Annotated in this window: 9 protein-coding genes; 3 read left to right on the forward strand and 6 right to left on the reverse strand. The window is 68.9% G+C overall.

The annotated features are described in order from the left end of the window. Positions 1–20: 20 nt before the first annotated feature. The 5 genes from NOCA_RS09395 to NOCA_RS09415 all read right to left on the reverse strand — a co-directional run bounded on the left by NOCA_RS09395 (position 21) and on the right by NOCA_RS09415 (position 9515). Entirely contained in the window at positions 21–1019 is a 999-nt protein-coding gene (locus NOCA_RS09395; protein WP_011755040.1) for a hypothetical protein, read from the reverse strand. Beyond that, positions 1016–1486, reverse strand: coding sequence for a DUF6932 family protein (locus NOCA_RS09400; protein WP_011755041.1), 471 nt, complete (start codon positions 1484–1486; stop codon positions 1016–1018). The genes NOCA_RS09395 and NOCA_RS09400 overlap by 4 nt, the downstream gene beginning before the upstream one ends. An 86-nt stretch (positions 1487–1572) precedes the next feature. Beyond that, positions 1573–6894: a MobF family relaxase gene (gene mobF, locus NOCA_RS09405; RefSeq protein WP_049774285.1), complete on the reverse strand. Its 5322-nt coding sequence runs from the start codon at positions 6892–6894 to the stop codon at positions 1573–1575. Between the two features lie 145 nt (positions 6895–7039). After that, positions 7040–8044 carry a DUF932 domain-containing protein gene (locus tag NOCA_RS09410; protein WP_011755043.1) on the reverse strand — a complete coding sequence of 335 codons (1005 nt, stop codon included), beginning with the start codon at positions 8042–8044 and terminating at the stop codon, positions 7040–7042. Between the two features lie 19 nt (positions 8045–8063). After that, a complete protein-coding gene (locus NOCA_RS09415) occupies positions 8064–9515 on the reverse strand; it encodes a ParB/RepB/Spo0J family partition protein (protein WP_011755044.1) in 1452 nt (483 codons plus the stop codon). Between the two features lie 210 nt (positions 9516–9725). Here NOCA_RS09415 and NOCA_RS09420 point away from each other — a divergent pair, with 210 nt between their 5' ends. Genes NOCA_RS09420 through NOCA_RS09430 form a run of 3 tightly spaced genes read left to right on the forward strand, consistent with a single transcriptional unit; the run spans position 9726 to position 11775 of the window. Next, entirely contained in the window at positions 9726–10172 is a 447-nt protein-coding gene (locus NOCA_RS09420) for a hypothetical protein (protein WP_041546432.1), read from the forward strand. After that, the gene (locus NOCA_RS09425; protein ID WP_011755045.1) at positions 10172–10468 is read left to right on the forward strand and encodes a hypothetical protein; all 297 of its coding nucleotides are present in this window, start codon (positions 10172–10174) and stop codon (positions 10466–10468) included. The genes NOCA_RS09420 and NOCA_RS09425 overlap by 1 nt, the downstream gene beginning before the upstream one ends. Then, on the forward strand, positions 10468–11775 hold the full coding sequence (locus tag NOCA_RS09430; protein ID WP_011755046.1) for a hypothetical protein: 1308 nt from the start codon (positions 10468–10470) through the stop codon (positions 11773–11775). The genes NOCA_RS09425 and NOCA_RS09430 overlap by 1 nt, the downstream gene beginning before the upstream one ends. Before the next feature lie 54 nt (positions 11776–11829). Here the strand turns inward: NOCA_RS09430 and NOCA_RS09435 are convergent, their stop codons facing one another. Continuing rightward, positions 11830–12915, reverse strand: a complete 1086-nt coding sequence (locus NOCA_RS09435; protein ID WP_140404108.1) for a DUF3644 domain-containing protein — start codon at positions 12913–12915, stop codon at positions 11830–11832. Between the last annotated feature and the right edge of the window lie 141 nt (positions 12916–13056).

Below are 13056 nucleotides of genomic sequence, written 5' to 3' on the forward strand. Positions count from 1 at the left end.
GCGTACAAGGACAGACGCGGCTACTCGGCCTCCGGTAGCTGTGGCGGCTCCGGCAGCGTCGACAGGCCGGTGACGACGTACGACTTCCTCTCGGCACCAGTCGCCGTCGAGCGTGCGATCGTGACGATCGCATCCGCTGCGACCCGCTGGCTGTAGAACTCTCCGAGCCGCGGCACCAGATCGTCTGCCACCTTCGCGCTGATGACTTCACCGTTGTCTCGCTGGATCTCCAAGCGCCCACCGTGGAACTCACTGGCAGTGCCGAGATGACCGTGAATCGTCTCGGTGGCCTCCGTAACTCGGTTCATGGTCAGGACGTCGTTCAGGCGGCGTGCAGATTGCTTGTCGACGGTTGCGCGCCGGGTCTCCTGGCCGAGGTGGGTCCAGTCGAGGTTCGCCGTCATCTCTCGGTCCACGATCGCGTCGGACAGGTCCTTCAGATGCTTGAACGCACGACCGCCCAGGGGGAGCACGGCCTCGATGATCGGTCCGTCATCGACTCCCTCTGCTCCGGCCAGGTCGATCACGTCGAGCACGACGTCGACGGCCTGGTCGAGCAGTGTTTCGGTCTCGTCTTGGGGAAAGAGCGGGTCTTGTCCCGCCTCGATCATGGCCTCGACCTTCGCGTCCACAGGTCCGCGCAGCGTGGCGCCAAACGATCCAGGAAAGACAGCCGCCAAACGCAGCGACGTCGAGTCACGGATCACGCCGGGCAGGGAGGCTCGCTCAGTCGCCTTTCCTGTCAGCGCCTGCGCGACCGATGAGATCGCCTCCTGGAGGCTATAGAGCAGCCGGCTTAGGGCATCAACCCGGATCTCGTGTCCCTTGACCGGCACCCCTTCGATCACGACCTTCAGTTCGGGCCGAAGAGCCAGGTCGACCGCTTCGGCAAGGTCGTCGCGCATCTGGTCGATGCTTCGCATCATCATGCGGGTGGCGAACGACGTACTGGCTTCGGTCTCAACGGCCAAGGCTTCGAGTTCGGCGATTTGCTCGCGGAGCACGGCGACACTGGTCACGCGCCCACCTCCAGGAAGCCCTTCGTCAAGGTGCTGCCCTTGACATTCGTCCACATCCTCCGCCAGTAGCCCTCGGCCTTGCGGGCCGCCGTACGGTCCGGATGACCTTCAGCGTATGTCGGCACGAAGTACGAGTCGATGCCCCATCTGTCCCTGGTGGAGGGACCGGCGATCAGATCCTGCAGGAGTGCTTGTTGGGGAGGTGCCAGCGAGTTCAGCGCGTCGCCGTCGATGAAGGTCACCACGTCGATGTCGCCCGGATCGACCTTCGAAGTGACGTAGCTGCCGTTTAGCCACTGGCGCTCGATCGGGATGATCGTCTCGATCGCTTGACGGTGCAGCAGCCACTGGTCGTAGAGCCTCTGACGCGTCGTTGAGGACGTGAACGGCGCCACGAAATGCTGATGCACTTGCGCCGCCGAGACGCTGACCAGACCCGTCGGCAGCAACCCGTTAGCGCCCAACATTTGGTGATCCCCTCCGTGTGTCCGCTCACGCTAGCGATCACCCCCGACGCTTGTCCGAGGAACGGTCCTGACGGAGGGCATGCGGCTCACCGCTCGACGGCGGGACTTGGGGGACGCGAGAGGTGAATGGGACAGTGCTCGGACGTCGCTGCGGGCGGCTCCATCACGCGTTCGCGATGGGTAGCCTTCGGCGCGGCCGCGGAGACCCCGAGTCGAGCAAGTTCGCGAGAAGCACAGGCCCGAGGGTCGTCTGTCCACTCCGCACCGGCTTCGAGAACTTCATCGATGACCGCCTGTAGCGGAAGGTCGAGCCGTTCCGATGCGTGCTGGGCGTACGCCAGCCAGCGGTCGGGTGCCAGCGTTCCGATGGTGCGGGCTGCCTCTCGGCAGTGGTCCACCCGTGCGAAGGCGTCGTCGTGGGTCGCCAAGCGATCGTCGAGTACGCGATCGACGAGCACCAGGGCGAAGTCCCGCGAATCGGCGAGTCCCGTCCGGAGGGCGGCCTTGCCGTGCTTGCGCAGAGCATCGGCAGGGTCGACACCTTCCGGAAGAGTGAGATGTCGAGGCGCTGCGCGAAGAGCCGCGAGACGCCAGAACGCTCGCTGGGCCGACTGCCATCCAGCCGAGTCGGGGTCGGTTGCGATCACGATGTTGCTCGGCGCCTCACGTAGATGCGGCTTCAGCGTGGCGGCCTGGGTCTCGGTGAAGGCCGTGCCGAGCGGCGCGATGCCGACGTACTCGCCGCCCGAGGCCAGGGTCACGGCGATGGCGTCCATGGGGCCCTCGACGAGTACCGGCGTCGAGCCCGCGTCCAGGTCAGCGGTGGCCTCGGTCAGGCCGAAGAGTGCCTCGCCCTTGGCGAACACCGCGGTGCTCCGGGTGTTCAGGTACTTCGGGCCGGAGAACTCGCCGTCCGGCTTGGTCGGGTTGCGGCGGCCGATGAAGCCCACGAGATCGCTGCCGGAGTAGATCGGGAAGACCAGCCGGTCGCGGAAGGCGTCGACCAGGTGCCCGCGCTCTGTTCGCCGTGCGAGTCCGGCGTCGAGTAGTTCTTCCTCGCTGGTGCCCCGCGTAGCCAGGTGCTGGATCAGGCTGGTCGGCCCGGGCGGGGCGTACCCGACCTGGTAGCGCGGGTCGTCCGTGAGGTCGTTTCCAAGGCGGTCGCGGAGGTAGTCGGGTGCCCACGACTTGGGGTACATGGCTGAGTAGTGGTCGAGCGCCCAGTGGTTCAGCTCGATGATCCGCTCGGCGGGCGCCCCGGGCTCGTTCATTGCCGGGATCGGCGCAACCGGTGTCGGCTCCGGCTGAGAGAAGTCGGGCTCGGGCGGCTCCGGCTCGGCGAACGGTGCGTCCGTCATGGTGGCGATGCGCCACACCAGCGCCGAGCACAGTTCCTCAGGCCGTACGTCGGGACCGTGGCCCGAGGTCGCGGCATCGATCAGTTGCTCGGCAGTCCACTCGGCGGGGCGCGCGTGGATGGCCGCGACCAGGGCCGGCCACATCGCGTCGGCCATGACTCGCTCACAGGTCGCCTCACCGAGTCGCTCACTGAGGTGTGAGGTCCAGCTGGGTCGGAGCGTGTGAGCCTGGTTGGCCGACGCGCGCAGGGCGGCAGGGCCGAGATGACGCACGATTCGCCACCAGAGAGCGTCGGCCGTGCGCTCGTCGGGAAGCGGGTGGACCGTGTTGAGGGCTCGGTCCATCAGTGGGCCGACATCGACGTGTGCCGCCTGCAGTGCCCCGAGTCGCTCCGAGAGGCGGCCGAATTCGGCGTCCGTCCGGACTTCCTCTGGCATGAGTTCGAGAAGTTCGTCGTCGGCGCGGTGGACGCCCAGCACCGAGCGCACCCGGCGTTCGAGGTCCTGCTGGTGGGGCGCAGTCGACGCCCCCGGCTGCACGGGGCCGGTGGCACGGGCGTGGTCCTCGGGGACGTCGAACGCTGCGCGCCAGACCGAGAGGTCGCCGCGCAGTGCCGAGTGCTCGGCTGCGGTGAGTCCTGAGGCCCACGGAGGCGTTGCTGTCGGGGTCCACGCCTCGGCTTCACCCCGGACAGCGCCAGCGAGGGTCGTGATCCGTTCGAAGCGACTGCGGAGGTAGGGACCCCAGGTCGCGTGGTCGGCGAGCCGTTCTGGCACGCCGTCGAGCCATGGCAGGGGGCCGGCCGCAGCCTTGCCGAGCCGCCAGTCGAGGACGGCCGCACGGTCGTCGGAGGTGCCGAGCTCGCGCTCGTTGGCGGCGTCGAGCAGCGTGGCGACGGGGTCTGCTCCGTCGACGGTTCGCAGGGCAAGGTGCCCACGCAATGTCGGGTACGCCGGTTCGCTGGTGAGCCCCGGCCAGATCGCCTCGACCTCCCGGTTCGTGCTCGCCAGCGAGTCGGCGCCGAGCACGTCCTCGGCGGCGTAGCCGAGGGCGTCGTGGTAGCGCATGACGGCGTCGTGGAACTGGGTCGTGTACGCCGATGCCTCGCGCTGCGTGGTCGTGGCGGAGCGGTCGGAGCCGTCGCGTTCAAGGATCTCGGCGAGAATGTCGATCGCCGTGGGTGGACGGAGTGCCTTCGGGTCGATGAGGCTGTGTGGGTCCCCGTCGTACCCGGTGTCGAGGTAGATGTGGTTCGCCTGGCGGCCGCGGGAGATGCCGACGTACAGCGTCTGCCTCGTCTCCTCGCCCGCCGCGACGAGGTGTGCGGTGTCGGCCGTCATGCCCTGCGCGCCGTGGACCGTCGTCGCGTAGCCGAGATGGACGTGTTGGGCGACGTAGTCGAGCGGGAGCTCGACAGTGCGACCGAGCTCGAGGTGTCGGGCGAGGAGGCCGCCGTCGCCCAGGACCTTCTCGATGCGCCAGCGGTCGCCGTTCTTGACCCAGTTGCTCCGGGAGACGACGAGCCGCCGGCTGTTGCGCCGCGTGACGATCACGTCGCCGACAGAGCCTCGGTTGCCGTCGGCGAGGTCGACTTCCGGACCAACAGTGGCGGTCGCCGTGAGCCGGTCGGCCCGGGCGCGAGCGTTGAGCTGGCAGACGAGTTCGCGTGTCGGAGCGAGGAGTACCGAGTCCAGCCCGGCGGCGCGATCGGACGCCCAGCTGTCGTACGCCTGGTCGGCCACCGCGCTCAGGTCGCCCACGTGGATCCTCGCGTTGTCGGCGTAGAACCCGAGTGCGGCCGCGTCGCCTTCGCGCACCGCGAGGGTCGCGGCCGCCTCGGCCGGGTCGTCGAAGCGGCGGACCTCGGAAAGGGTCGAGGCGCCGTACTGCTGCTGGATGTCGCGCAGGACACCGCCAGCTCCGACTGCGGCGAGCTGCTGGTCGTCGCCGATGAGTCGTACGGCGCCGCCGCGCTCGGCGACGAAGCGCACGGCGGCGGCCAACTCAGTGGTGGCCGCCTGTCCGGCTTCGTCGACGATGACCAGCGACTGCGGCCCGATGTCGCGGATCCAGCGGGGCCAAGCAACGGACGGCTCGTTGGCCAACGTCCAGGTCAGCTTGGCGAGGGTGTCGGTGTAGCCGCTGACGGCCTGGCCGAGCTCATGGGCGGCTTGCGCCGACGGCGCCAGCCCGATCACCTGGCCGCCGCCCGCTGCCCACGCGTCGGCGAGGACGCTCATGGTGGTGGTCTTGCCGGTCCCAGCGGGAGCGAGGGCGAGCTGGACGACGGCGCCGGACGTGGCGAGGTCGCGCGCCATCGCCGCCTGGGCGTCGTTGAGCTCGAATCCGTTGGCCGCGGCGCCTGCGATGGCCACTTCGACGCGTACGTCGGCGAGCGCGTGTCCTCCGGTTCGCCCGGCGAGGTTGAGGATCTCCTCCTCGGCGAGCAGAACCTTGGCCGACGTGTAGAGCGTCGCGCCGTGGACGTCGTACACGCTCGCGCCATCCGGGCGCTGCAGCGGGGGCGGCTCGGAGATCGGGTCGTCGACTCCCAGCCTGACGGACCGGGAGATCGCGGCATCAACGACCTGGTCAACGGCCCGGTCGACGTCATCGCGGGCGATGCCTGCACGCCGTGCCTGGCGCTGGGCTTCGGCGAGGAGATGCCACACGTTCCACGTCGCTCGTGACTCCTCGACGAAAGCGATCGTCGCCGCGGCGACGTCCTCGACCCAGTCTCGCGTCGCCGTCCGGCCACCGTTCCGGCGGCCGACCGCCCGGGAGTACATCTCGTCGACCTCGGCAGGGTCGCCCAGGACGTCGTCGGCTTCGGCCCGCCACTCGTCCCGCTGCTCGCGCTCGCTGCGGCGGCCGTGCTTGGCGTCGCGCGTCTCCAGAGTCGCCTGGTCGGCGAGGCTCTTCGCCTCGATGGCGGTCGGTGGGCGCCCGAAGCGCCCTTGGAACTCGGCTGCGATCTCGGCCTGACGGGCCTCGATCGCGACTCGGCGACGGGACCACCAGCGCGTGAGCGTGGTGCTGACACCGCGGATTTCCCGGACGGGAACCTTGCCACCGACCGTGTCGTCCCGGTCCGCGAACTCGACTCCCAGCCGCGCGACCAGCTCGGCCTCGACGCGGGTGTTGTAGTGCTCGGAGGCTGTCACCTTGGCCGCGTACAGCAGGCGACCGTCGAGGGCGAGCCAATGTCCGTCCTCGGCCTGCACCTTGTTGCTGACGGCAACATGCGTGTGGAGATCGGGGTCGCCGGCACGACTGTCGCGGTGCGTGAAGGCAGCGGCGACGAGACCGCGGACCTTGACCTGCCTGACGCCGCCGCTGCCGACGCGAGTGTGCGCGACCTCGCGCTCCAGCCACGTCAGCGTGTCGACAACGGCAGCGTCGTGCGCCGCGCGGATGTCCGCGGCAACCTCCTTGGGGGCCAGAGCCCAAAGCGCCGAGACGGACTTGACCGGAGAGAAGGTGAGATCAAACCCGGCGACCGCGCTGGTCGGCTGGCGTGAAGCCTTGGCGATGAACCCGGACAGCTCGCGGGCGTCCTGCGGCTCGCGGCCGTGGCCCTCGACGAACATCGCCGTGCCGATCTGGGTCCGGATGCGTGCTCTTTCCTCGGGCCGGATCGGGGCATTCCACTTCTGGCGGTGTTGTGCGTTGTACGCCGTGAAGGCCTCCGCGACACGGACGTTGAAGGTCGAAGCCGTGTCGTGGATCGGGAATCGTTTGCCGAGGGCGATCGCCGCCTCGACCTCGGCGCGGCTGGCGCCCTGCTCGGCGAGGCGCTCCTCGATGTTCGCCGCGTCCGGATGGATGCCCAACCCGTAGAGCGCCTTCATCTGCTGCGCCGTGACCCCCTGGCCGGAGTTCATTCCCAGTCCCGTGAGTCCCGAGCCCATCCACCGGCCGGGCGACTCGCCCTTCTCGTCGTAGTAGTCCGCGAGGCTCGTGTGGCCCTTCTCGGTGGTGTCGTGCGCGGCGACCTGGCGGGTGAGGTAGCTGTAGCCGTCACCCGCGGTCAGCTTCCGCAGACTCATCACGACGCCTTCAAGCGCGCGGTGCCGGGCGAAAGGACAGTTCCCACGGGCGCAAAAAGGCCCGCCGATCACGTCAGTGCAAAGGGTGTGTGGCTGTGGTCTTCCGCTGGAAGGTGAGGCAAGGAGGTCGAGCAGGGCGGAGGGGTCAGGCAGCGGTGAGGGCGGACCAGGCGAGGCGCTTGGTCTTGGTGGGCTCGTCGGAGGTCAGGAGTCGACGGGCGCGAGCGTTGGCCGTGTCGCTCTTGGCGCGAACTGGCGCGTAGTGGTCGACGTACTCGGCCACTGCTTGGTAGCCGGCCCATGCTGTGCCTCGGATGCCGGCCTGCGTGTCGGCGTCGTGGAAGAGGTACGACAGGGCGTCGTGCCGGTCGGCGTCGGCCTGCTTCGTGCGCTCGCTGGCGTCGGGGTCGAGCGGTCCGAACGTCGCCTCGATGAGGTCGTCGAACTGGCCGTCGGTCAGGGTCGTCTCGATGAGACGCTCGGCCTCGACCTCGAACGCCTCGACGTACTCGAACGTCAGCCCGAGGGCGTCGCGAGCTGCTGCCACCGCTGCCTTGGCGTTGCGGGTGTGCCGGATGGAGAAGCTCGACGCGTGAGCCGCCAGCGCGGCTGCTTGGGTGTTGGCGCAGACCACGCGCACCGGCGTCACGAGGATCCGGAAGGCTCCCGAGCCGTCGTGGCTGTTCAGCGCGGCGATGTTCAGGTCGACGGCGTCGGTGCCGCCGATCCTGAGCGTGTCCGGCAACTGCATCGTGATGAAGACCTGCCGTCCACCACGAAGCGATCCGGCGGTGTCGAACACCGCGCCGGACTGGTCGGCGAGGTTGTTGAGGAACTCGGCGTGATCCTCGTTCTGGAGAGGCTCGTAGCCCGCGCCCACGACCCCGAGCGCCTCGGCGCGGCCGGTGAACGGGTTGTCGCGCACCGTCGCGTAGCCGGGGGCGCTGATGGCGGTCACTCCGTCCGTGGTGACCTCGTGCGCGGTCAGCGGGACCTTGCGGACCCGCCAGCCCCCGAGATGCCCGATCGTCATCGCTTCCTCGGCGCTGAACGCGCGGCCTCGGACGGTGGTCCCGAGCCGGTGCCACGCGTCGGTGCGGGCGAAGATGGCAGCGGCCTCGCTGCCGTATGTCTCGATCTGGTGTGCCATGGTCTTGGCTCCTTCGTGCTCAGACGGCGACCGGCTGGTCGTCGGTCGGTTGGGTGGCGAGCAGGAGGCCTTCGACCTCGCTCGGCTGATAGCCCCACGTGGAGAGGGCTCCGAGGACGCGGGCATCCCAACGGCTCGGGTTGCGCCACGTGTGCTTGCCGGTGCTCGACTCCCACGCGGTTACGACGGCGGCGAGGGTGGTCATCGTCGCGGCCTTGGGGGTGGCTGCCTGCTCGGCCAGGTGCTCGGCTGCCTGACGACCTCCGCCGTACACGCTGGCGGTGTCGAGGCCGAGCAGTTCGCGCAGCATCGGGTGGGCTGAGTCCATGGCCTTGGTGAGGGTGAACTGCCCGCCCACGACCGCCTCACAGATCAGCGCCTCGGCTCCCTGCGGCGCGGTCTTGCGGGCGAGGAACTGCCGCAGCCAGTCGCGGCGTACGACCTCGGCGCTGGCCCACGCCTTGTTGTTGGCGATGACGCGCCGACGTTCCTCGCGGGCCGCTTCGGCGGCTTCCTCCTCGTCGGCCTCGCCATCGCCGGTCTTGTGGGTTCCGGTCCGGTAGTTCCAGCGCTGGACGAGTCCAGCCGCCGCCGGATCACGACAGATCCACGTCGGCTTGAACACCTGCACCGGCTCGTCGTCCGACTCGTCGTCCCCGTCGGTGGTCTCGTTGTCGGGGTACTCCCACTCAGCGACGACCACGACCGCCGCTCCCGGCACGGTCGGCCAGTCGTCCTCGGCGATCGCCTCGCCGTCGGCGGCTCGGACGTGGTCGTCCAGCCGAAGCCCGCGGGCGTCCCGGACCTCGTCCGGGTCGAGCACGGGGAGGCCCTCGGCCCGGAGCCGGTCGACCTCGGCCAGGAGGGCGGCGCGCTCGGCGGCCTCGTCGCGGAGTCGCTGGGCCACGTGGGAGAGGGGGCGGCTGAACTGCATGGCGCGCTCGAGTCGCTCGACCGCCTCGGCGTCGTGCTCGAACTCGGCGAAGATGGCAGCCTCGTCGAGCGTCAGGTCACCGGAGACGACACGAGCGCGGGTCTGCTCCTTGTCGACGATCGCCAGCGCCGCGTTCACGCGGTTGCGGGGCAGGGCCGCGCGCTTGGCGATCTGCGCGGCGCTCACGCCGACGAGCGCGAGTTGCTCGACACCGCCGACGATCTCGCTGTCGCGCATGGCGGCGCGGTGCAGGTTCTCGACCATCTGGTCGGTGATCCGGTCAGCCTCGTCGGGCTTCGGCACGACCTGCGCCGGGATGTCGGTCAGGCCGACCTCGGCGGCGACGACGGTACGTCGCTGGCCGCGCAGGACGACGTACGCGCCGTCCTCGTCGGCGTACACCGTCACCGGCTCCAGAACGCCGCGCTCCTTGATCGAGCGGGCGAACTCCTTGGCGTCGGCGTGCAGGTCGGTGCGGACGTTCGCGCCGATCTTGATCTTGCTGGGGTCCAGGCGGACGAACTGCGAGTCGCTCATCGTGTCTCCTTCGGTTGGTTGAGCGGTCAGGGGCAGACTGCGAGCCGGTTGGGGCTCCCCGCTGCTGTGGGCGCCGGGGCTGTGGAGAGACGCCCCGGAAGCGACCCCGCTCGACCTCCTCGCTGCTTCCTCGGTGCAGCGGTCCTCACTGCGTGCATGGGGTGTGGCGCCAGGTGTCCGCTCGCTGTGGCTCTCGCGCTTGAAGGGCGCATGGGAACCGAAACCGCGAAGGCGCTGCGGGCACGAAGGCGGGAGTCGCGTGCACAGATTGACCGGCTGATCGCGAAGGCACATGAACGTAGTCCGCTCGGTTCGGTACGGCGGGCGCGAGTCGCCGAGAGCGCCCGCCTTGCCCGGCGCCGGATCAAGGCGCTCGCCACCACCCACGAGGCGGCCGCAGCCATCGAGGTCGAGATCGGCCGGGCACTGCTGCGAGTCGTCGAGCAGGGCCTGTCCCGCAACGAGGCGTTCGAGCTGGCTGGACTGCGCCGCCACCTCGGTCGCCGTTACCTGGCCGCGGCCGAGGGTGCCCAGGTCGCGGCCAAGGCCGGTTTCTCCACAGACCCGGTCGCGCCGGCCCATCCCGAGTACGGCCGGCGCGACCGTGGCACCGACGGCAGCCGCTCGGTCGCCGACGTACCGGAAGGGAAGAACTGATGCAGCTCGCTCACGCAGTCACGCTCGCCGAGGCCCGCTCGTACGTCGCGGCCCTCGCCGACAACGCCCGCACGTTCGACGCGTCCGTGGAGTACGAGCACGTCCTCCTCGAGCTCGACACCATCCACGGCGGCGAGGTGCCGCCCACCACCGAGGTCCTCACCGACAAGAGCGACGTCCTCTACACGGTCGCCGAGGCGGCGATCGAGGAGCTCGTCGACCACGGCGTCGACGGCCTCCAAGTCGAGCTGATCCTCGCCAGGCTCGAGGACGCCCGGGCCCTGGACCGTCCGTGATGTACGGGACGAACGGCCGGCAGCTTCGAGAGGAGCTCACGACCCTCCTGCGGCAGCACCGGATCCAGCAGCGGCTTGGTGGGCCTGGCTCTCAGTCGATTCCGGTGACGACGACACCTGAGCAGCGCGAGGATCTCGGTCAGCTGATCCAGCGTTACCGGTACGCGGCGCTGGCGTGGTGCCTTCACGCAGTCGTGGCGGCGGACCCGCGACCGGGTCTCCAAGATACGTCGTCGCGCGGGCCGGCGGAGGAACTGCGGTTCCGGCTGACGCGCAGCATCAACATGTCGAACGCTGGCATGCCATCGCTCGACGATCTGTCCAAGCCGCAGGACTTCGCGATGGTCGAGAGCTGGCGACAGGTCGCTCGAGCCGCGGTCTTCGGCGAGCACGACTTCCCCGGCCTCATGGACCAGGGCCGGCTTTCCTACGCCGAGCGCATGACCGTCCTCAAGGACGCGGCTGAGGTGACGCGAGGCCTGGTCGTGCTCGACAAGCGGTACGAAAACATCCCCGGCTGGATCCCCATCCGGGAGCGCGCACGCCTCGACCGAGTTGCCCAGGCCTGCGCCACCTTCGCCCGTGACGTCGAGCCGGACTACTCGGTCGACCACAAGGGCTGGCGCCCGCCATCCGCCACCATCGACGGCGGACCTCTGCCCGGGATCGGCGGCGTGCTCCAGGCCGAGCACAACATGCTCGTTCACCTGTCGAAGTTCCCAACCGCGCTCAACCTGCGACGGGTCATGGACGGCCAGCGGATTGTCTCCCACGAGGCAGCCCGGCGCGCGCCAAACGTCGCGCCCGAACTGATCGAGAAGTGGCTCGAGCGGGAGCAGACCTACAAGCGGCTAATCGACGAGACCCGAGACGTCGGCGGTTTGATCGGCCACGGGGGACTCGCCGCGGCAGAGGCCGCCAACGCTGTCAGCCGACTGCGGCGGGTTCACGTCGATGAGATCTCGACGCCGGAGCCGTTGCGCGACCTCGACAAGCTGTTCACAAGGACCGACGCCCGCGTGGCGGCCATCATCGAGCAGGGTGTCGCCGAGCGGCTCTACTTCGTCAGCGTTAAGGCGCCTCGGATCGTAGACGGCACTGGCCATCTTGTGAGCCCTGGCCGAGAGCGATACGTCCCGATCCACTTGCCGGTCCAGACCGATCTGCTCGCGACCACCAGGCATCAGCTGCAACCGCCTCCCGTCGCGCCCGTTGCACCCACCGCGGCGAACGACGGCCGCGATCTGCTGAATGAGTCGATCCATCACCGACCCCCGCCGAGGTCAGGCCCCAATGCTGCTCGGTAGCTGGCAGAGGCGCGGGCGGCTCTCCTTCCACAAGCGCTGTGAAGGCCGCAACCCCTACTCCTGGGGCTGCGTCTCCCGAGGCTTGGGCTTCGGGTCGCGCCCAGTCACTTCGCGGAACCCCTCTGGTGTGCCGCACTTCTTGATGAGGTGCTTCACATAGGCGCGGGTGTACCGGTACGACTTGGTCGGCTCGTCGTACTCGCACCAGTCCGGGTTCGTGCGTTCGGGGTTCTTCGCACCGCCGGCGGGGCGGGCCTTGAGGTTCTTCCACGCCTGGGTGAAGTGACTCATGTTGAAGACGAAGGGCAGACCAGCCTGGACCTCGGCGGCAGCTGCCTTCGGCAAGAGCCTGCCCAGGCCCGAGACCGGCTGCTTCCGGTCGCGGATGATGACCTGACCCTTGCGCCCCATCTCCTCGACGGCCGTGCGCTCCTCGTCAGTCATGTCGCTCAAGTGGGTGAACTGGATGGCGACTGCATCGGGGTCCTTAGGGGCCAGCTCTACCGCTGCTCGGAGCCGGAACTCATAGCGCGGATCGGAGGTGACCGCTACGTCCAGTCCCGACTCGTACTCGGTCAGGAACCCCTCCAAGTAGTTCGGCAGCGTCTTTCGCAGACGTCGGAGTGCCTGCTCTCCTTGCGGCGTAAAGGTTCCGACGAAGAGCGGGATGCGTAGGCGGAGCGCGAGGGACTGGTCGTGTCCGAACTGGGTCGTCAGTTCGTCTTCGTAGTTGAGGAGGTGGGCGTGGGCATGTCCTGCCAGAGCGACTACGAGCGCGACGTCGGCTGCAGCGTGTCGGTGCTCCAGGCGGTTCCGAAGACGGATGAAAAGTGCAATGTTCGCGCGGACAGGATCCACCGGGTCTGGCCAGTGCTCCTTCATGCTGCGCTCGAGCTCCCAGCACTTCGGCTCTCCGTCGATCTTGACCAAGCGGTTCTTCCGAGTCGGGTCCCAGTACCGGAAGTCAACACCGTCGCGGAGAAACACAGCATGGAGGAGGTAGAGCCACGCCATATGCATATGGACCGTGAAGCCCTCGAAGGCCCTGTTCTCGGCGGGGTCGTTATAGAGGCGGACAGCGAGGCAAGCTTCTTCGATGCTCGCGTCGAGCGTGCCCTGCCATCGTGGGGGACGGGCCATGGTTACGCGAACGTTCCTTCGTACTCGATGACTGCGCATGCTGTGGCGAGGCCCACAGATTGGATCCGCCGGAAGAACTCTCCAGTCCGGCGCTGCCGGAGGTCGCGCTGCTCTTCGTCGTGCGTCGCCGACGCGTAGTTC

Source organism: Nocardioides sp. JS614 (genome assembly GCF_000015265.1).
GTDB lineage: Bacteria > Actinomycetota > Actinomycetes > Propionibacteriales > Nocardioidaceae > Nocardioides.

Coding starts and splice junctions, on each gene's coding strand:
- NOCA_RS09400 (WP_011755041.1), bottom strand. CDS start 1,486: ATGTTGGGCGCTAACGGGTTGCTGCCGACGGGTCTGGTCAGCGTCTCG.
- mobF (WP_049774285.1), bottom strand. CDS start 6,894: ATGAGTCTGCGGAAGCTGACCGCGGGTGACGGCTACAGCTACCTCACC.
- NOCA_RS09410 (WP_011755043.1), bottom strand. CDS start 8,044: ATGGCACACCAGATCGAGACATACGGCAGCGAGGCCGCTGCCATCTTC.
- NOCA_RS09415 (WP_011755044.1), bottom strand. CDS start 9,515: ATGAGCGACTCGCAGTTCGTCCGCCTGGACCCCAGCAAGATCAAGATC.
- NOCA_RS09420 (WP_041546432.1), top strand. CDS start 9,726: ATGGGAACCGAAACCGCGAAGGCGCTGCGGGCACGAAGGCGGGAGTCG.
- NOCA_RS09425 (WP_011755045.1), top strand. CDS start 10,172: ATGCAGCTCGCTCACGCAGTCACGCTCGCCGAGGCCCGCTCGTACGTC.
- NOCA_RS09430 (WP_011755046.1), top strand. CDS start 10,468: ATGTACGGGACGAACGGCCGGCAGCTTCGAGAGGAGCTCACGACCCTC.
- NOCA_RS09435 (WP_140404108.1), bottom strand. CDS start 12,915: ATGGCCCGTCCCCCACGATGGCAGGGCACGCTCGACGCGAGCATCGAA.